The sequence below is a fragment of the Algibacter sp. genome, assembly GCF_039977455.1.
In the GTDB taxonomy this organism is placed as follows: domain Bacteria; phylum Bacteroidota; class Bacteroidia; order Flavobacteriales; family Flavobacteriaceae; genus Algibacter_B.
On sequence record NZ_JBDWDG010000012.1, the window covers coordinates 118,869 to 137,552 of the forward strand.

At 34.3% G+C, this 18,684-nt stretch carries 17 protein-coding genes and 1 tRNA gene; 10 read left to right on the forward strand and 8 right to left on the reverse strand.

All coding sequences use genetic code 11. The features are described 5' to 3' along the window. Nucleotides 1-54: 54 nt before the first annotated feature. Nucleotides 55-2,481: a sodium-translocating pyrophosphatase gene (locus tag ABJM36_RS03595; protein ID WP_348449265.1), complete on the reverse strand. Its 2,427-nt coding sequence runs from the start codon at nt 2,479-2,481 to the stop codon at nt 55-57. 130 nt (nt 2,482-2,611) lie between these two features. Further along, nucleotides 2,612-3,145, reverse strand: coding sequence for an inorganic diphosphatase (locus tag ABJM36_RS03600; RefSeq protein WP_348449266.1), 534 nt, complete (start codon nt 3,143-3,145; stop codon nt 2,612-2,614). Between the two features lie 217 nt (nt 3,146-3,362). Here ABJM36_RS03600 and ABJM36_RS03605 point away from each other — a divergent pair, with 217 nt between their 5' ends. The 3 genes from ABJM36_RS03605 to ABJM36_RS03615 all read left to right on the forward strand — a co-directional run bounded on the left by ABJM36_RS03605 (nt 3,363) and on the right by ABJM36_RS03615 (nt 6,677). After that, complete coding sequence (locus tag ABJM36_RS03605; protein WP_348449268.1) at nt 3,363-5,582, forward strand: M1 family metallopeptidase; 2,220 nt, start codon at nt 3,363-3,365, stop codon at nt 5,580-5,582. Next, entirely contained in the window at nt 5,557-6,255 is a 699-nt protein-coding gene (locus tag ABJM36_RS03610; protein ID WP_348449270.1) for an SGNH/GDSL hydrolase family protein, read from the forward strand. The genes ABJM36_RS03605 and ABJM36_RS03610 overlap by 26 nt, the downstream gene beginning before the upstream one ends. 197 nt (nt 6,256-6,452) lie before the next feature. Further along, nucleotides 6,453-6,677: a hypothetical protein gene (locus tag ABJM36_RS03615; RefSeq protein WP_348449272.1), complete on the forward strand. Its 225-nt coding sequence runs from the start codon at nt 6,453-6,455 to the stop codon at nt 6,675-6,677. Here the strand turns inward: ABJM36_RS03615 and murA are convergent, their stop codons facing one another. The 3 genes from murA to ABJM36_RS03630 all read right to left on the reverse strand — a co-directional run bounded on the left by murA (nt 6,678) and on the right by ABJM36_RS03630 (nt 9,010). Next, on the reverse strand, nt 6,678-7,988 hold the full coding sequence (murA, locus tag ABJM36_RS03620; protein WP_348449274.1) for a UDP-N-acetylglucosamine 1-carboxyvinyltransferase: 1,311 nt from the start codon (nt 7,986-7,988) through the stop codon (nt 6,678-6,680). A gap of 7 nt (nt 7,989-7,995) precedes the next feature. Further along, nucleotides 7,996-8,649 (reverse strand): DUF4290 domain-containing protein, encoded by a 654-nt coding sequence (locus ABJM36_RS03625; protein ID WP_348449276.1) that lies wholly within the window; start codon nt 8,647-8,649, stop codon nt 7,996-7,998. A 67-nt stretch (nt 8,650-8,716) separates the two neighbouring features. Further along, on the reverse strand, nt 8,717-9,010 hold the full coding sequence (locus ABJM36_RS03630; protein ID WP_348449278.1) for a DUF493 family protein: 294 nt from the start codon (nt 9,008-9,010) through the stop codon (nt 8,717-8,719). A 305-nt stretch (nt 9,011-9,315) separates the two neighbouring features. Between ABJM36_RS03630 and ABJM36_RS03635 the strand changes: the two genes are divergently transcribed. The 6 genes from ABJM36_RS03635 (at nt 9,316) to ABJM36_RS03660 (ending at nt 14,641) form a co-directional block, all read left to right on the forward strand. After that, nucleotides 9,316-9,855 (forward strand): ATP-binding protein, encoded by a 540-nt coding sequence (locus ABJM36_RS03635; RefSeq protein ID WP_348449280.1) that lies wholly within the window; start codon nt 9,316-9,318, stop codon nt 9,853-9,855. 1 nt (nt 9,856) lies between these two features. Continuing rightward, the gene (locus ABJM36_RS03640) at nt 9,857-11,764 is read left to right on the forward strand and encodes a RecQ family ATP-dependent DNA helicase (protein WP_348449282.1); all 1,908 of its coding nucleotides are present in this window, start codon (nt 9,857-9,859) and stop codon (nt 11,762-11,764) included. Between the two features lie 118 nt (nt 11,765-11,882). Then, nucleotides 11,883-12,341 carry a hypothetical protein gene (locus ABJM36_RS03645; protein WP_348449284.1) on the forward strand — a complete coding sequence of 153 codons (459 nt, stop codon included), beginning with the start codon at nt 11,883-11,885 and terminating at the stop codon, nt 12,339-12,341. Between the two features lie 208 nt (nt 12,342-12,549). Continuing rightward, nucleotides 12,550-13,497, forward strand: coding sequence for a methionyl-tRNA formyltransferase (gene fmt, locus ABJM36_RS03650; protein ID WP_348449286.1), 948 nt, complete (start codon nt 12,550-12,552; stop codon nt 13,495-13,497). Between the two features lie 188 nt (nt 13,498-13,685). Beyond that, the gene (locus tag ABJM36_RS03655; protein WP_092852637.1) at nt 13,686-13,958 is read left to right on the forward strand and encodes an HU family DNA-binding protein; all 273 of its coding nucleotides are present in this window, start codon (nt 13,686-13,688) and stop codon (nt 13,956-13,958) included. Nucleotides 13,959-14,080: 122 nt separating this feature from the next. Next, the gene (locus ABJM36_RS03660; protein WP_348449289.1) at nt 14,081-14,641 is read left to right on the forward strand and encodes a YqgE/AlgH family protein; all 561 of its coding nucleotides are present in this window, start codon (nt 14,081-14,083) and stop codon (nt 14,639-14,641) included. Between the two features lie 37 nt (nt 14,642-14,678). Here ABJM36_RS03660 and ABJM36_RS03665 read toward each other — a convergent pair whose 3' ends face one another. Together ABJM36_RS03665 and ABJM36_RS03670 are read right to left on the reverse strand one after the other, a co-directional pair. Beyond that, nucleotides 14,679-15,521, reverse strand: coding sequence for an aminotransferase class IV (locus tag ABJM36_RS03665; RefSeq protein ID WP_348449291.1), 843 nt, complete (start codon nt 15,519-15,521; stop codon nt 14,679-14,681). Between the two features lie 176 nt (nt 15,522-15,697). Further along, nucleotides 15,698-16,093 carry an START-like domain-containing protein gene (locus tag ABJM36_RS03670; protein WP_348449293.1) on the reverse strand — a complete coding sequence of 132 codons (396 nt, stop codon included), beginning with the start codon at nt 16,091-16,093 and terminating at the stop codon, nt 15,698-15,700. A gap of 133 nt (nt 16,094-16,226) precedes the next feature. Here ABJM36_RS03670 and ABJM36_RS03675 point away from each other — a divergent pair. Next, nucleotides 16,227-16,300: transfer RNA gene (locus ABJM36_RS03675), tRNA-Met, on the forward strand. 683 nt (nt 16,301-16,983) lie between these two features. Here the strand turns inward: ABJM36_RS03675 and ABJM36_RS03680 are convergent. Then, nucleotides 16,984-18,672: a RagB/SusD family nutrient uptake outer membrane protein gene (locus ABJM36_RS03680; RefSeq protein ID WP_348449295.1), complete on the reverse strand. Its 1,689-nt coding sequence runs from the start codon at nt 18,670-18,672 to the stop codon at nt 16,984-16,986. Nucleotides 18,673-18,684: the final 12 nt, after the last annotated feature.

Here is an 18,684-nt window from a genome sequence, read left to right on the forward strand (position 1 = left end):
AATTGCGTGGTTTTTATGATCACTCATTTTTACTTTTAAAAGCGTTTAAGATATTTAATTCTCTTTCACCTTTTCTATGATTTTTGTTTCTATTCTATGGTTTCTATCAGCAGAAGTTACCCCTTCAACCTTGGCTCTTACTTCTTTTTCTGTTCCCTCAAAAGTCATGTAATTTGTAGATGATTCACCGTTTTTAATCGTAACAGTTTTTACAACAGCTTTAACTGTCCCATCTTCATTATCTGTCATTTCAACATGTACTTCTTTAGAAACTTCAACTTGCTCCTTACTATTTAAATTATTAGCATAAGCCGTTACACCATCAGCATTCATTGCAATACTTGGAGCAATTACAAGTGCAACAACCGACATTAATTTTAATAAAATATTTAATGATGGACCAGAGGTATCTTTAAACGGATCGCCTACGGTATCCCCTACCACAGCCGCTTTATGCACCTCGGTTCCCTTTCTTCCATCTTCTTCAATGGTTTTTTTAGCATTATCCCAAGCACCACCTGCATTCGATTGAAATATAGCCATAAGTACACCACAAGTAGTTACTCCAGCCAACAAACCGCCTAACATTTCTGCACCTCCAACGCCAAACCATTGTCCGCCAAACCCAACTAATACTGGCACTACAATAGCTAATAATCCTGGTAATACCATTTCTTTAATAGAAGCTTTTGTTGAGATATCTATACATTTTCCATAATCGGCAACACCATCAGCAGCGTCAAAAATAGCCCGATCGTCTAACGTTGCTTTAGACATGTCTGAATCATATTTCCTCATAATTCCCAAAGCAGCTTTAAGTGCTGGAATATCTCTAAATTGACGACGAACCTCTTCAATCATCGCCATTGCCGCGCGTCCAACAGCATTCATAGACAAGGCAGAAAAGACAAATGGCAACATACCACCTATTAACAATCCGGCCATTATATCTGGTCTAGAAACATCAATAGATGTAACGTTTGCTGTTTTCATAAACGCCGCAAATAAAGCTAAGGCCGTTAACGCTGCAGAAGCAATTGCAAACCCTTTACCAATGGCTGCAGTTGTATTTCCAACGGCATCTAATTTATCTGTGCGATCTCGAACTTCACTAGGTAATTCGGCCATTTCAGCAATACCTCCAGCATTATCACAAATTGGTCCGTAAGCATCAACAGCCAATTGAATACCTGTATTAGCCAACATACCAACAGCAGCAATAGCAATACCATATAAACCTGCAAAATGATGAGATACCATTATGGCAGCTGCAATTAACAAAATAGGAATAGCTGTACTCATCATACCAACACCTAAGCCGGCAATAATATTTGTTGCCGCTCCTGTTTCAGATTGCTTAACAATTGATAATACAGGTTTTTTTCCTGTTGCCGTGTAATATTCTGTTACTTTACCTACAGCTAAACCAGCTATTAATCCAGCTATGGTTGCCCAAAACACCCCCATTGAAGTATAGGTGATTCCTGAATCAACCCAAGATTCTGGCAACATTTGATTAATTATAAAATAAGAAGCTAATAACATTAACCCTGCAGAACCAAATTCTCCAATATTTAATGCTGTTTGAGGGTTTCCTCCGTCCTTAACTCGAACAAAGAAGGTACCTAAAACAGACATTATAATACCTACTGCGGCAAGTACCAAAGGTAAATACACAGCTCCTAAGCCATCAAAAGCACCTTGAAATTCTGGTAATGTTGCGAAAATAGCTCCTAAAACCATGGTCCCAATTATGGAACCAACATAAGATTCAAATAAATCGGCACCCATACCAGCAACATCTCCAACGTTATCACCTACGTTATCTGCAATAGTTGCAGGATTTAAGGGATGATCTTCTGGAATACCAGCTTCAACTTTACCAACTAAATCGGCCCCAACATCGGCTGCTTTGGTATAAATACCACCACCAACACGCGCAAACAATGCAATAGATGATGCACCCAAAGAAAAGCCAGAAAGCACATTTAGAATCTCTCCTATTTCCCAACCTTGCCCACTATATATCATGAATAATCCACTAAGTCCTAAAACACCAAGACCAACAACACCTAATCCCATAACAGCACCACCGGCAAATGCCACCTCCAAGGCTCTTCCTAAAGATTGGCGGGCCGCTTGTGTGGTTCGTACATTTGCTTTTGTTGCTACTTTCATGCCTATAAAACCTGCTAAAGCAGAACAAATGGCACCTACTATAAAGGATACGGCTACCATACCGTTTGAACCTTTTTCAGCGTTACCTTTAAAGTATAGCAAGACAGCTACGGCAACCACAAAAATGGCTAAAACTTTGTATTCTGCTTTTAGAAATGCCATAGCTCCATCGGCTATATTTTTGGCAATCCTTTTCATTTTATCGTCACCTTGATCCTGTTTGGTTACCCAAGCACTCTTAATAAAAACAAATGCTAATGCCACAATGCCAAAAACTGGCAAAAATTTCACTATTAATTCCATATAATTTAGTTAGTTTTAAATTAATTATTTTTTAACTAGGTGAAAATATGAAAATATATGTGATAAAAAAAACCACCTTTAACTAAAGATGGCTTGTTTATTATGGCGATATTTTAAGAATATAATAATCTTAAATGGTGAACGTGCGTTTTTTCTTGTGTTCACTTTCATCATAACGCTTTACACACTCGTGGTAAATTTTAAGAGCGGCAGTAGCATTTCCCCATCCACCAGTATCAACTTTTTTCTTCTCTAAATCTTTATATACTTGAAAGAAATGTTCAATTTCTTTTAATCTATGAGGATTCAAATCAGCAATATCAGTTTTATTACTCCAAATCGGATCTGACACAGGAACACAAATAACCTTTTCGTCTGGTCCTTTTTCATCAGTCATATAAAAAACACCAATAGGTCTTACTTCCATAACAACCATTGGATAAGTTGGCTGATGTCCTAAAACCAATACATCTAATGGATCTTGATCTAACGCTAAAGTTTCAGGGATAAATCCATAATCTCCAGGATACATCATTGAAGAAAATAACATACGATCGAATCTAATTTTGTGTAATGTAAAATCGTATTCGTATTTATTTCTACTCCCTTTAGGTATTTCAATTAACACATCAAATGTTACTGATTCTTTCTTTTTTTCACTCATATTATTATATTTTAAATAACCTTTCTAAATAGCTTATAAATTTACTTTTCAAGACCACAAATGTAAAGAACACTTTGCCTATAAGCAACTTTAAAACTAGACATTAGCGTTTTTTTAATTGATAGTATTTTTTATTTATCCTTACTAAAGGTTTATTGTCAACTACATCCAACTATTTATTATCTTGTGCAAGACTAACTCAACACCCAAAATAATTATGCGTTTTTTTTTATTTATTGTATTTGCATCATTAATTAGTATACATGCCCAAACGAATCCTTGGCAAGGTAAGTTTGAACCTATCGATAATATGATAGCTCCACCTAACTCCTATAGAACTGCGAGTGGTGCTCCTGGAAATGCTTACTGGCAACAACGCGCAAACTACAAAATTAAAGCCGTTATAGATGAAGCAAACAACATATTAACGGGCGAAGAAAGCATTACTTATTTTAATAATTCGCCCGATGACTTAAGCTATGTTTGGATCCAGCTTGAGCAAAACGTTAATAAAAAAGAAAACGAAGACTTTGGTAATTTGAGAAATAGAATGAGAGACTCTATGACTACCAGAAACATGCAGTTTTTAACAAGAGCCATCGACTTTCCTGCCGGATATTCAATTAAATCTGTAACCGACGGCAATAACCAAAAACTAAAAACCATGGTTAATAACACCATGATGAAAGTAAAATTAAACACCATTTTAAAATCGGGCGAATCGACTAAAATTTTAATTTCTTGGTCTTACCCTATAACAGACAGAAGCATGTATTTACTATCTCGAGAAGGTTATGAATACTTTCCCGAGGATGACAATACAGTTTATTTAATAGCGCATTGGTTTCCTAGAATGGCTGTTTATAATGATACCGAGGGTTGGCAAAACCAACAATTTCAAAAGTTAGGTGAATTCGCTTTAGAGTTTGGAGATTACGATGTTGAAATTACAGTACCAGAAGACCATATAGTAGCTTCGACAGGAGCATTACAAAATAGTGATGCGGTATTAAGTAAAACCCAAAGAAAAAGACTAGAAGTTGCAAGAAAGTCTTTTGACAAACCTGTAATGATAATTACTAAAGAAGAAGCCCTAGCCAATGAAAAGCAAAAATCTACTAAGCTAAAAACATGGAAATTTAACGCTACTAATGTTAGAGATTTTGCCTTTGCATCTTCAAGAAAATTTATATGGGATGCCCAGGCCGTAAAATTACCAACAAATACAGTTATGGCGATGTCCTTTTACCCAAAAGAAGGATTACCGGTATGGCAAGACACATCCACAGAAGCTATAAAACATGCTTTAGAGGTTTACTCTGAAGCTACTTTTGACTATCCTTATCCTGTATGTATCTCGGTAAACACCTCCAATATAGGAATGGAATTCCCTATGATTAGTTTTAATGGCGGAAGACCTATTAACGGACAAATTTCCGAAAATGCGAAACAAGCTATGATTGGAACTATTATACATGAGGTAGGACACAATTGGTTTCCTATGATTGTAAGTTCAGACGAACGAAAATGGATGTGGATGGACGAAGGTTTAAATACGTTTTTACACCAAAGAACACTTAAAGAGCGCTACCCTTCTTTTACTAGTGTAACGCCAAAAACTATTGTTCCTTTTATGAGTGGAGACAAGAATATTTTAAGACCCATAATGACCAATTCTGATAATGAGCTTATGACACAATTTGGCTCCAATTTTTACAAAAAACCAACCGTTGGATTACAAATGCTAAGACATTCTATTATTGGAAAAGAACTTTTTGATGAAGCCTTTAAAGAGTATGCAAACCGATGGAAATATAAACACCCAAATCCTGCCGATTTATTTAGAACATTAGAAGACGCCACCGCAACAGATTTGGATTGGTTTTATAGAGGTTGGTTTTTTACAACCGACCATGTAGACATGGAATTAAGTGATGTTAAATGGTTTAAGGTTTATGAAGACGACTTAAATATAGAAGACAAAAAAGGAAAATCGAAAGCAAAAATAGCCTCGCAAGGTGGCAGTAACCAAACTAGGAATAAAGATTTCTCTAACGGTCCAGAAGTCATCACCATGACGGCTACTCCAGATAAGGCCTATGGTCAATTTCTTTCTAGAATTGATGAAGCTCAAGTTCGCAAACAAGTTTCAAAGAAAAACATTTATGAAATTACCGTTAAAAATATTGGCGGGTTAGTTATGCCCGTTACTATACAATGGAATTTTAAGGATGGGACATCTCAAATAGATAGGCTTCCTGCAGACCTTTGGAGAAGAAACGAATATGAAATTCAAGAAACTTTTATAAAAGATAAAGAAGTCGTTTCTGTAACTTTAGATCCTAACTTTGAATTTGCAGATACAAACACATATAATAATTCGTTCCCTAAAACAGAAACCATGTCTGAATTTGAAAGATTCAAGAAAAACAAATAAGAATGCACTTTGTAATTATAGGCCGCATCGTTTTATAAAGCTTCTATCCACAATAGTGTGTTGTTGGTGCGTTGCCTATAATACTTATAGTCAGAATAATGTCGTAGACAGTTTAAGGAAGGAAGAAAACATTCATAAAATTCTTTTTATTGGAAACGACGTTATCTCTACTAACGACTTACCTGCACTTGTTAAACAAAAAGCAAAGTACTCTGGCTATACAGTTGAAACTAAAACAATTTCTAAATCTAACTATAATTATGCCGACCACTGGAATAAAAGTGATGTACAAAATCTAATTCGTAGTAAGCTGTACGATATTGTTATTATTCAACAAAATCCAACAAATAGATTAAATAGCTACAAAAAACTGGTAGAATATAGTGAAAAATATAGCGCTCTTTGTAAAGAAAACAATGTAGTGTTAGCCTTTTTTATGGTTTGGCCTTCTTTAGAACACTATATTACAATAGATACAGAAATATTAAATTACCAACTCATAGCAGAAACTAACAACGATGTGTTATGCCCAATTGGAGAGGTTTGGAAAACCTATTTTGATAAAACTAATAGGTACGACTATTATGACTCCGATAATTTCCTGCCCTCCAAAAAAGGTAGCGATGTTGCGGCTCAAGTTGTATTAAAAAGTATACTAAAATACTTAAGGTAAAACCTCCTTTTTCATCTTCTAAAACGTAAAAACACCCAAACCTAAGGCTCTTTAAAAAAAGACTAGAACCATTATGTTTAGCAAGGTTTCGTCCATGTAAATTAAATTCAGCAAAAAAAAGATACGTAGATATGCGTATTTTATAACAAGACGTTTAGGGTTATATTTACAAACAACCTATTAAAATCCAAATAGTTATGACACGTCTAAACTTAAAACCCTCAGTAATTAAAAACATTAATTTTAATAAAAACGACGAAACTCTAGAGATAGAATTTAAACGCCATATTAGCACTGCTCAATGTATTAATATACCGCTATCCATTATTCAAGATTATGTTGAAACATTAAAAGATGACAAATTAGGAGACGATTTTCAGCCAAATTTAACCGTAGTATACTCTAACTTTAAGGTGTCTTAATTAATCTATACGTTCTATTTTCGCCCCAATTGCTCTTAACCTTTCATCAATGTTTTCATATCCACGATCAATCTGTTCGATATTTTGAATCGTAGACGTTCCTTTTGCCGAAAGCGCAGCAATTAATAAGGATACACCTGCACGAATATCTGGCGATGTCATGGTAGTTGCTTTTAAAGTTGATTTATAATCATGACCAATAACTGTAGCACGATGCGGGTCGCAAAGTATAATTTTTGCTCCCATATCTATTAGTTTATCTACAAAGAACAAACGACTTTCAAACATTTTTTGGTGAATTAAAACGCTACCTCTAGCTTGAGTAGCAACAACCAAAATAATACTTAATAAGTCTGGTGTAAATCCTGGCCAAGGCGCATCAGAAATAGTTAATATAGATCCATCAATAAAGCTTTGTATCTCATAACCATTAGTATGTGCAGGAATATGAATATCGTCACCTTGTCTTTCAACCGTGATACCTAATTTTCTAAAAGTTGCAGGAATTACCCCTAAATCATTCCACGAAACATTGGTAATAGTTAGTTCACTTTTAGTCATGGCAGCTAGTCCAATCCAACTACCTATTTCAATCATATCAGGAAGCATTCTATGTTCGGTACCACCTAAACTTTCAACACCAGTAACAATTAACATATTAGAACCAACACCACTAATTTTGGCGCCCATTCTGTTTAGCATTTTACATAGTTGTTGTAAATACGGTTCGCAAGCTGCGTTATAAATAGTCGTTTGGCCTTCTGCTAATACAGCAGCCATTAAAATATTTGCTGTACCTGTAACAGAAGCCTCTTCAAGTAACATATAGGTCCCTTTAAGTTTTTTGGCTTCAACACCATAAAACTGCTCCTCTTTACTATAACCAAATTTAGCACCAAGTTTTATTAAACCTTCAAAATGCGTGTCCAAACGACGTCTGCCAATTTTATCACCTCCTGGTTTAGGTATATATCCTTTACCAAAACGTGCTAATAAAGGACCTACAATCATAATAGAACCTCTTAAACCACGACCATCAATTTTAAATTGATCGGACTCTAAATAATCTAAATCAACATTATCTGCCTTAAACGTATACGAACCTTTAGCTAGTTTTTCAACCTTAACACCCAACTTTTTTAATAAGCTAATTAGTTTATTAACATCAACAATATCAGGGATATTATTAATAGTTACAAGTTCTGGAGTTAGCAAGACAGCACATAAAATTTGTAATGCTTCGTTTTTGGCACCTTGAGGTTGAATTTTCCCTTTTAATTGGTGACCACCTTCAATTTTGAATGTTCCCATGCTTTGATTAGTAGCGTTTTCTTTGTCGGTTATTAGAATTCTTCTTGTGGTGTGATTTCTTATTGCTGCTAGTATTAGAATATTTACCTTTAGTACGCATTAAACTTGTAGCGTCTGATAAATCTTCTTTAGAATCTTTTAAGTTTAATTTACCTCCAGAAAGCTCATATAAATGATCAAAAATAACAGCATCTTCAACCGTGTCCTTATTCCAATTTAAAAAACACTTTTTCATGTGATTAGCAATAGTAAAAGTTAAAGCCTCTTTAAGCTCGCCCTCTTCCCAAGTGTTTGCAACATCAATCATGGTTTTAATATTGTTACCGTAAAAACGATATTTTGGGAAATTTTGTGGATATTCTAAAGGGTCAGGGCGCTCTTCATAAATTTCCTTGGTAGGAATTTCGTAAGGCGAATCTACGTCCAATTCAAAATTAGACATAATAAAAAGCTGATCCCAAAGTTTATGTTGAAAATCTGGAACATCTCTTAAGTGAGGCTGCATATTACCCATTACGGCAATAATAGCTTTAGCGACCTTATTTCGTTCCTCTTTTGTTTCAAGGGTTTTAGCATGATTAATCATTTTTTGCATATGGCGACCATACTCAGGAATAATTAAATGTTCACGCTCGGTGTTGTATTCTAAATTATCTATCAAAATAAATGTGTAGAGTTATATGTTTTTGCATGTAGTATTCTATGCATGCGCAAAATACGAAAAAAAACTAAAGACTAATCACCCCCTCAACCTTTTCTGCAACTTCTTTGTATTTATTGATAACGGCGTCTGGGTTTTTCATGGTTACATTAATAGAAACGCTTGTATATTTCCCGTTTTTAGACTCTTTAGTTTCAATAACGGCACCTAAATAATTAAAAATTGTTTCTATTTGCTCTATCTTTTCCTTGTCAGAAATTACAATAAATTTATACAAATACTCGGTAGGCCAAAGGGAGGTATCTTGTAATTGCGATTTTAATTTTTTGTAAAACTCTTCAGAATTTGGAGGTGTGCTCATATCTATAAAATTGAACCACAAATATACGGTACCAAAACACATTTAAAAACATAAAATTTTATTATTTGGGCGCCTGCCTCCCGATAACTATCGGGAGGTCGAGCTTGAAGCCTGCCTTGAGCAAAGTCGAAAGGTTACAAGTCCTCGCACCTCCTTTCTCGGGCTGTGGGCTACCCATTGCAATCCCTAGTGCAACTATCCGCCAACAAAATCTAGCAGTAAAAAACACGGCGCATTTGCAATAGTTAGACATCTACTTTTTTTTCAACATTAAAATTCCGATTTTTACAGCAAATAAAACAGCATTGAGCACAAAAAAAGTAGTAATTACAGGTGGTCCAGGAACCGGAAAATCGACTTTAGTTAACGCATTAATTCAACAAGGCCATATCTGCCTCGAAGAAATTTCGCGTCAAGTTATATTAGAGGCTAAAAAAGAAGGTATTGACCAACTGTTTTTAACCAACCCCCTATTATTTAGCGAACTCCTGTTAAAAGGCCGACAACAACAATATTTAGAGGCTAATCTCTATAAAAATAAAACCGTTTTTTTTGATCGCGGTGTGCACGATGTGCTGGCCTACATGGATTTTATTGGAGATACCTACCCAGAAAATTTTGTGCAAACTTGTAACGAAGCAGCCTATGATTTAGTTTTTATTTTAAAACCTTGGGAAGCCATTTACACAAGCGATAATGAGCGTTACGAAACCTTCGATCAAGCACAAAAAATACACGACCACCTAGTTAACACCTACAAATCATTTAATTACAAACTTATTGATGTACCTTTTGGTACCGTTAAAGAACGTACAAGTTTTATTATAAACACAGTGAATATGTAATATGGAACACCCCATTAACATATTAGAGCGCTACTGGAAATATACAAGTTTTAGGCCTCAGCAAGAAGCGATAATCAATTCGGTTATTGCTGGCGAAGACACTTTTGTATTATTACCAACAGGTGGCGGAAAATCCATGTGCTTTCAAATACCAGCTTTAGCAAAAAAAGGTATTTGCATCGTGGTTTCGCCATTAATTGCATTAATGAAAGACCAGGTTTTAGCCTTAAACAATAAAGGTATTAAAGCCATGGCAATTACTAGTGGCATAAGTTATAAAGATTTAGACACCCTTTTAGATAATTGTATTTACGGCAACTATAAGTTTTTATACCTTTCGCCCGAGCGTTTGCAACAAGAGTTGGTACAAAATCGTATACAACAAATGCCGGTTAACTTAATAGCTGTTGATGAAGCACATTGCATCTCGCAATGGGGCAGCGATTTTAGGCCTGCATACAAAAACATTACCTTATTACGCCAACTCCAACCCAGCGTAAATGTGGTGGCCTTAACAGCATCGGCAAAACCAGAAGTAGTTCAAGATATTGTTACCGAGTTAGATTTTATAGACCCCAAAATATTTAAACAATCGTTTTACAGGCCTAATTTAGCTTACATGGTTTTTCATGAAAACGATAAATATTATAGGCTAGAAACCATATTAAAAAAATATAGTGCATCGTCTATAATTTATGTTAGAAACCGAAAACAAACGCTAGATATAAGCGCTTTTTTAAAGTCTAAAAAAATTACTGCCACGCATTACCACGGCGGCCTTTCTAATATTGAGAAAGATGCAAACATGGCAGCTTGGTTAAACAACCAAAAACAAGTTATGGTAGCCACCAATGCCTTTGGTATGGGCATAGATAAACCCGATGTAAAAACGGTTATTCACCTTACTTTACCCGAAAGTATTGAGAGTTATTTTCAAGAAGCTGGTCGTGTGGGACGAAACGGAGACAAAGCTTTTGCTGTAATTTTAAAAAATGATAGTGATAAGACCTTAGTTAAAAACCAGTTTTTAAGTGTTTTACCTCCGGTAAGTTTAGTTAAACAAGTGTATAGAAAGTTGTGTAACTATTTTCAAATATCTTATGGCGAAGGCGAATATGTAACCTTCGATTTTGATTTTAACACTTTTTGTAAAACCTATAAATTTAGCGCCATTACCTGCTATAACTCGCTATTAATATTAGATAGAAATAGCATTATTACCTTATCCAAACAATTTAAAAACAAAGTAACTACCCAGTTTATAATTTCCAACAAAGCCCTGTTTAATTATTTGGAGACGCACCAACATTTTGGGATTATAGTAAAATCTATATTACGTCTTTATGGTGGTGTTTTCGATCATGTTACAAAAATAGATCTTAAAAAGATTTGCGAAAAAGCAGGCATCTCAGAAAGTAGATTAACCTACATATTGCAAGAGTTGGAAAAGGATGAGATTATAACATTAAACCTTGCAAAAACCGATGCTCAGGTTACATTTATAGAGCCTCGGGAAGATGATAAAACCATAAACCGAATAGCTAAAACTATCGAGCAACAAAATAAATTAAAACAAGGGCAAGTAAACGCCATGTTAGATTATGTTGAAAACGACTCGGTTTGCAAAAGTATACAGCTACTCTCCTATTTTGGAGAAACCGATTCTAAAAACTGTGGTATTTGCTCGGTGTGTATACAAACTAAAAAAGGCAAAAAGAAACCCGTAGATAGTAATTCGCTAAAAAAACGAGTTATTGAGTTACTTGAAAATGGCGACCAATCGTCGCGCGCTATAGTAGCCAACTTGCAATGCGAACAAGAGGCTTTAAAACCAATATTAAAATTATTATTAGAACACCAAATAATTATGATAACTCCAACAAATACGTACAAATTAAGTCATTTATAAAGGTGTGCTATTTGACTCTGTAAAAATTTTATAATACCTTCGTTTAACTTTAAACACAAGGCATTAAAACGATTTTATATTCGCGAGTTTTAAGGCAGCATCAAAGTACCAATACCAGATGAATATTTTAAAACATATTAAACCTAAAAATGAAAAAATTCAGGTCAACTTCGGAATTAATGACTTAAAAAAAGTACTTGATAAAAAAGAAAAGAAAATTCACCTTAAGTGGCTGTCTGAAAATAGTTTTATAATTAGTTTAAATTTTTCGTTTGGTTCTAGCCTTTTATTTGACACGCAATATGCAAACACCAAAAGCGATATTATTGCTTTGGGTACACTAAAAGAATTAAATAATTTTGAAACAGAAATATTTTTAACAACTAAAAGTAAATATTGGCTTATTTTTTATCTTTTACCCCTTATCGCAATGTTAATTATTGAGTTTACTTTTAATTTAGGGACTCAGGTAGTATTTTTCTTTGTCTTCCTAATACTTTATATGGCATTAATATACTTAGTAAAGAATGAGGATAAAAAACTTTTAAAACACTTTAAAGAACTCTTAAAACAGTAAACAATAGTTAAAAACAAAAAACTTATGTACATAATAAACGAACTGCGGAAAAAATAAAAACTACTCTAATAGAAAAAAGAATTTAGTAAACATGCCCGCGTTAGGGATAGCAGAGAAAAGCCCACAACCCGACTTTGGAGGTGTGAGGACTTGTAGCGAATAGCCCGACCCTTTATGGGTAACGTCCAAAATATAAAAGAAAAAAAAGATGAAAGATTTAAGAATTGTTTTTATGGGTACGCCAGATTTTGCCGTTGCCACATTAAAAACATTAGTAGAGCATAATTACAATATAGTTGGTGTTATTACTGCACCAGACAAACCTGCTGGACGTGGCAGAAAACTTAATGAGAGTGCTGTTAAGCAGTATGCAAAATCGCAAGATTTAAACATTTTACAACCTACAAACTTAAAAAGCGATAGTTTTATTGAAGAACTAAAGGCGGTTAATGCCAACCTTCAAATTGTAGTAGCTTTTAGAATGTTACCTAAAGTTGTATGGCAAATGCCTGAATATGGTACATTTAACTTACATGCATCGTTATTACCAAATTACCGTGGTGCGGCGCCAATTAACTGGGCTATTATTAATGGTGAAACCAAAACAGGTGTTTCTACGTTTTTTATTGATGAAAAAATTGATACTGGAGATATGATTCTGCAAGAGGAAATAGCTATTAAACCAGAGGAAAATGCTGGCGATTTACATGATACGTTAATGGCTATTGGCAGCAAGTTAGTTTTAAAAACCGTGGGACTTATTGAAAAAGGCACTGTTAATACTATTAAACAGAAAGACACTAGCGAAATTAAAACAGCCTATAAACTTAATAAGGATAACTGCAAGATAGATTGGAATGCACCTATGGATGCTATTTTTAATCATATTAGAGGTTTATCGCCTTATCCTGCCGCTTGGTGTACCTTAATGAACGGTGAAGACGCTTTAGATATAAAAATATACAAGGTAGAAAAAGAAGAAGAACCACATAATTTAGAGGTTGGAAAGATTATTTCTACAAAAAAAGAACTAAAGGTAGCAGTAACAAATGGTTACATAATTATAAAAGAAATTAAACTTCCGGGTAAACGCGCCATGGATATAAAATCACTTTTAAACGGCTACACTTTTCAAGAAAATGCTAAAATGCTGTAAAGCCTTATTATCACTCATTTTATTAAAAACTCGACAAATAACACTTCCTTTATTAACAAATGCCTTAAGTTATTAACAAAACCACGTATTTCCCTTGCTATTACTTGCATGGTTGCAGAATCCGTATAAATTTGTAAAGGATTTAACAAAAATGTTTAACCGAATTATTAATAATTAAATATTATATTATGAACAAAACAGATTTAATCGATGCAATGGCAGAACATGCTGGAATTACTAAGGCTGCTGCTAAAAAAGCTTTAGAATGTGCAATTATTGAAATTGAAGGTGCTTTACAAAAAGGAAACAGAGTTTCTTTAGTAGGTTTCGGATCTTGGTCAGTTTCTAAAAGAGCTGCTAGAGAAGGAAGAAATCCTCAAACTGGTGCAACAATCAAAATCAAAGCTAAAAACGTTGTAAAATTTAAAGCTGGATCTGATTTATCAAATGCAGTAAACTAATTATTTACTACTTAGTAGAAAAAAAGCTTCCAATTTTTTGGAGGCTTTTTTTTTATATTACCATTAAGAGTTGCATTTTAAATAAATAAATCTTAGATTTAGTTATTATTAATTGCTCAAATATGGTTACAACAAAACCCAAAAAAGGAGATTTATTAATTGCGGAACCTGCAATAATTGGGGATGTTTCATTTAATCGTTCCATAGTGTTACTTGCAGATCACTCAGAAGAAGGCTCTATAGGTTTCATACTTAACAAACCCTTAGAGTACAATATTAACGACCTAGTTCCGGAAGTTGATGCCAAATTTAAAGTATATAACGGTGGTCCTGTTGAACAAGACAACCTTTACTTTATTCATAAAATACCACATTTAATACCTAATAGCATTGAAATATCTTTAGGCATATATTGGGGGGGCGATTTTTCGAGGGTTGCAGAACTTATTAAGAATGACACTATAAAGGAAAATGACATTAAATTTTTTCTGGGCTATTCTGGCTGGGAAACAAGTCAGTTAGTTAATGAACTTAAAGCAAATTCGTGGGTAGTAACAAAAAACACCTATAAAAAAAACATTATAGAAAAGGACTATGAAAGCTTTTGGAAAGAAAAAATGTTAGAATTTGGTGGTGAGTATAGTATTTGGTCTAATGCACCAGAAAACCCAAGTTATAATTAAGCTTTAGATTTCAACTTCCGCATAGCCGAATATAGTATTAGCCTAATCTTATCTTTACATTTAATTTTTGTAGTAATAGCTTAGCTACCTCATTATCATACCTTTTTTTTCTGTATTTGCTAACCGGTTGTATACCTGTAATAACGTTTGTAATAAACATTTCGTCTGCTTTTTGAATTTCGAATGGCGATATTGAGCTTTCATCTAATTCGTATTCTGGCAGGGTTTTAATTAAATTTATAAGTTGCGTGCGCATAATCCCTTTTAAACAACCATCAGTTAAAGGTGGCGTTTTAATTATATTGCCTTTTACTAAAAACATATTACCGTTTAAAGCTTCTACTACTTGTTTGTTTGTATTAAGCAATACGCAATTGTTTAATTTGTTTTCTTTAGCATAAATACTTCCTACTACGTTAAGTGCTTTATTATTGGTTTTAAGGGTAGATAATAAGCTTGGCGATACATAATAATCTTTAAACAAATCTACTTCGTAAAAATCCTCTTTTAGCAAGTAAAAGTCTTCTAGAAGTGGCTTTACAGAAACTATAAAACTAACTTCTGCTGTACTTGGTGTATAAAGCCCTCCTTCATTTCTATGTACTTGTAGTTTTACTCGCGATGTTTCTTTTAATTGGCTATTAGCATCTAAGGTTTTAAGAATTTCAGCTTCTAAAAATTCCATAGTAAAACTCATAGGAATTTCCATGCGCATAATACGCATAGAAGCCATTAGCCTAAAGTAATGGTCTTCCCAAAATAATATTTTACCGCTTACCACTTTTATGGTTTCAAAAAGCGCATCACCATAAGCATACCCTCTATTTTGAATTGATAATATTGTATTGTTTTCAGAAAGTGTTCCGTTAAAATTTATCATAAATAAAATCGCGTTTACCTTATTTTAAAAGCGCAACAAATATAAATAAAATAGCTTGTTGCAATCCCACGAAGTCTTAAAATAAAGTAAAAATAAAAGCTTGGATATGAAACAAAAAAACCTCGAAGTAATTCCTTCGAGGTTTTTCTGTTTATTTTTTAATTAAAATCTATTTATTAAGCAGAACCTAATACTTGTTTTAAACTAGAAATCTGATTGGTCCATAACATTTTTGACTCATCCACCTCATCATCATCATCTGCAAAATCTGTAATCATTAAGGAGACATCTTTAGTGATTTCGTCAACTTGAATACGTATTTCGAAATAACAAGATAATCCATCCTCTTCATCTTCAATCCATCTGAATTTAACACGTTCCCCGCTTTTTTTATTTATTAACTTAGCTTGCTCTTCACTATCATCCCAAATAAAGGTAAACAATTCTCCACGAGAGTTTACGTTATCAGAAAACCATTCGGATAAACCTGAAGGTGTCGAGATATATTGATATAATAATTGTGGAGAAGCATGAATAGGAAACTCTATTTCAAATTTAACTTTATCGTCCATATGTGTGTTTAATATTATTGATGCTCAATATATATATAAATTGTTAAGTTTAGCAAGAAATTTTAATAATAATTTTTTTCAAGTTCTGTTTGCGTAGTACAATTTTGTTTATATATTTGCAGCCTCAAATTATGGCGAGGTAGCTCAGCTGGTTAGAGCGTCGGATTCATAACTCGGAGGTCGCGGGATCGTGCCCCGCTCTCGCTACAATTCGAAATTACCCAAAAACAAACGGTTTAGTTCACTCTAAACCGTTTTTTTGGGAACAACAATTTCCTTTTTTTTAAGCCGAAACCTCAAATAAAATCATTTAAACCTAAATTCTATAAATTGCGCTGTAAACTTGATTGTAACGTTTTACTTTAGAATGAAGTATTAGACTCATTTTTTGAATTTATAAAATCAATGGCCGCATCTGTTTGCTTTAATGTATCGTAACCAATCTAGGCTTTAGGTGTTAGATCGTTATGATCATAACAAATTGAATTGTAACAATTATGCTTACCCTCATTGGCTACCCAAAACTGAAAGCCCTGGTGTCTATCTCCCACAGGAATAAAACTTTCTCAGCCTTGCCCCTCAATATGCCATTTACCAAAAAACCTAGCTTAATGAAGCCTTAAATGGAGTGCAAACAGGGATGCCAGACACTGCGTTTTTAAAATTAACACTCATAACCTCTACCTTGTCTAAATGTGAAGTATTTACATTTGGATATCCAGTAAATCGCGTAGTTTATACCCTAAGCTGATCGATTAAAATAATGAGTACATCCGGTTGCTTTTCTTGTGAAGAAAGAGGTGTTTTTTTTGGGTTTTAAACAAAAACATCTGGCAAATAAGATATTTACCAGATGTTTATAGCATAAATGATTTAAAGTTCACTAATAATTACCTTCCTGCCCATCCTGGGTTTTGCTCCCACACTACATCCTTGTTACGATCTATAACCGTTTGTGGTATTGGGAATGTATTAAAATCGAAGGTAAGACTACTTCTCTGATAATCATACTTGGCATATTTTCTGATACGATCTGAAGCTATAGTCCCCCCCATTCGTAAAAGTGTGTTCCATCTGCTTTCTTCTCCAAATAGCTCTCTAGCTCTTTCATCCAATATAAAATCAAGATCTACCATGCCTGGAGTTGCTAAAACATTGCACTGTGCTCTTCTACGAATTATATTAATATCGTCTGCAGCACCTTGGGCATCTCCCTTTCTAAGCTTGGCTTCAGCTCTTAACAAAATTGTTTCTGGGAGCCTAATAACATAGTCATCTCTCCAAATGTTTTGTCTTCTTTCTCCATCCTCTAGCCCCTCAAATTGGTCTGTGGTAAACTTTTCATAAATAGGAAAATAAGCGCCATCAGCAAGCCCTTCATTAGCTGCATCTAGTTCATCTTGCGGCACCACTTCTCCTACTTTAGTTCCTCCTTCATAATTTGGATCGTTATAATACACCGTTCTCCTAATATTACTTTCATCACCTCTTATATCTCCATCTGAAATGGATGGGTCCCAAATAATTGTTTCCGTTAGGTCGGTTGGACGTAAAAACGCAACGCCACGACCGCCAGTATATTCGTCTTCTCCAATAACCCCTTCAATTGCTCTCCAAACAGGGCTTAAATAATAAGGCAAGGCTAATCGAGCACCTTCATCACCCGCATTATAAGCATCATAATCAAACTGATATGCCCAAATGCTTTCGGTATTTCCATCGGCATAATTGATGTTGTTTAAGCGAAATAAATCCCAATATACATTCTTATCAGGTTCGTCCGCTCGAGACCCAAAACGATTTTCCATCAAAAAATACATTCCTCCATCAATAAGGTCTGACGCATATTTAATAGATTGATCGTATGCCGCCTCGCTACCAGTTTCAATACCTAAACCTAAATAAAATTCGCTTAAAAAATGCTGAGCCGCACCCCTTACCACTCTACCAGGCTCGTTGGTAGTTACTGGCAAATCATTAAGTATGGACTCTAAATCATTAATTGCAAATTGGTAGATTTCTGATCTTTCTGACTGCTCATAATCAAATCGTACTGTAGTTGTTGGTTGGTCTACAATTGCTACTCTTCCAAAAAGTTCGGCTGCTTGTCCATGAGCTTTTGCTCTAAAAAACTTTGATTGAGCAATTACATATTCACGTGCTTCATCAGACTGAAAAGGCATACTTTCTTGTTCTGCTAAGGAGATTGCAAGGTTAGCACGAGAAATCATCTGATATAAATCTGCGTATATATTATTTAGTCTACCTGCATTAGGTGTAATTGTAGAATTATAGTCACTAAAATTTGTGTTTTGGCGGAATGTAGGCACCGTAAAAACATCGGTACCTTGTCCATACATTACTCGACCTTGATTATTATCTATATACCCGTGTAAAGCACGGTCTTGCTGGTACATAGTTAATACCAATTGTTCTACTTGTGCGCCTGATGTAAAAACATTATCGACAGTAAGAAACGTTTCTGGTTCTAATTCTAGAAAGGCATCATCATCACAACTAACTGCGATAAAGAGTAATGATAATAGCGCTATTTTATTTATAAAATTTATTTTCATCATATTTAATTTTAA

Excerpts from the sequence above, each read along its gene's own strand:
- ABJM36_RS03595 (WP_348449265.1), bottom strand. The coding sequence starts at position 2,481 with ATGGAATTAATAGTGAAATTTTTGCCAGTTTTTGGCATTGTGGCATTA.
- ABJM36_RS03600 (WP_348449266.1), bottom strand. The coding sequence starts at position 3,145 with ATGAGTGAAAAAAAGAAAGAATCAGTAACATTTGATGTGTTAATTGAA.
- ABJM36_RS03605 (WP_348449268.1), top strand. The coding sequence starts at position 3,363 with ATGCGTTTTTTTTTATTTATTGTATTTGCATCATTAATTAGTATACAT.
- ABJM36_RS03615 (WP_348449272.1), top strand. The coding sequence starts at position 6,453 with ATGACACGTCTAAACTTAAAACCCTCAGTAATTAAAAACATTAATTTT.
- murA (WP_348449274.1), bottom strand. The coding sequence starts at position 7,988 with ATGGGAACATTCAAAATTGAAGGTGGTCACCAATTAAAAGGGAAAATT.
- ABJM36_RS03630 (WP_348449278.1), bottom strand. The coding sequence starts at position 9,010 with ATGAGCACACCTCCAAATTCTGAAGAGTTTTACAAAAAATTAAAATCG.
- ABJM36_RS03640 (WP_348449282.1), top strand. The coding sequence starts at position 9,857 with ATGGAACACCCCATTAACATATTAGAGCGCTACTGGAAATATACAAGT.
- ABJM36_RS03645 (WP_348449284.1), top strand. The coding sequence starts at position 11,883 with ATGAATATTTTAAAACATATTAAACCTAAAAATGAAAAAATTCAGGTC.
- fmt (WP_348449286.1), top strand. The coding sequence starts at position 12,550 with ATGAAAGATTTAAGAATTGTTTTTATGGGTACGCCAGATTTTGCCGTT.
- ABJM36_RS03655 (WP_092852637.1), top strand. The coding sequence starts at position 13,686 with ATGAACAAAACAGATTTAATCGATGCAATGGCAGAACATGCTGGAATT.
- ABJM36_RS03660 (WP_348449289.1), top strand. The coding sequence starts at position 14,081 with ATGGTTACAACAAAACCCAAAAAAGGAGATTTATTAATTGCGGAACCT.
- ABJM36_RS03665 (WP_348449291.1), bottom strand. The coding sequence starts at position 15,521 with ATGATAAATTTTAACGGAACACTTTCTGAAAACAATACAATATTATCA.
- ABJM36_RS03670 (WP_348449293.1), bottom strand. The coding sequence starts at position 16,093 with ATGGACGATAAAGTTAAATTTGAAATAGAGTTTCCTATTCATGCTTCT.
- ABJM36_RS03680 (WP_348449295.1), bottom strand. The coding sequence starts at position 18,672 with ATGATGAAAATAAATTTTATAAATAAAATAGCGCTATTATCATTACTC.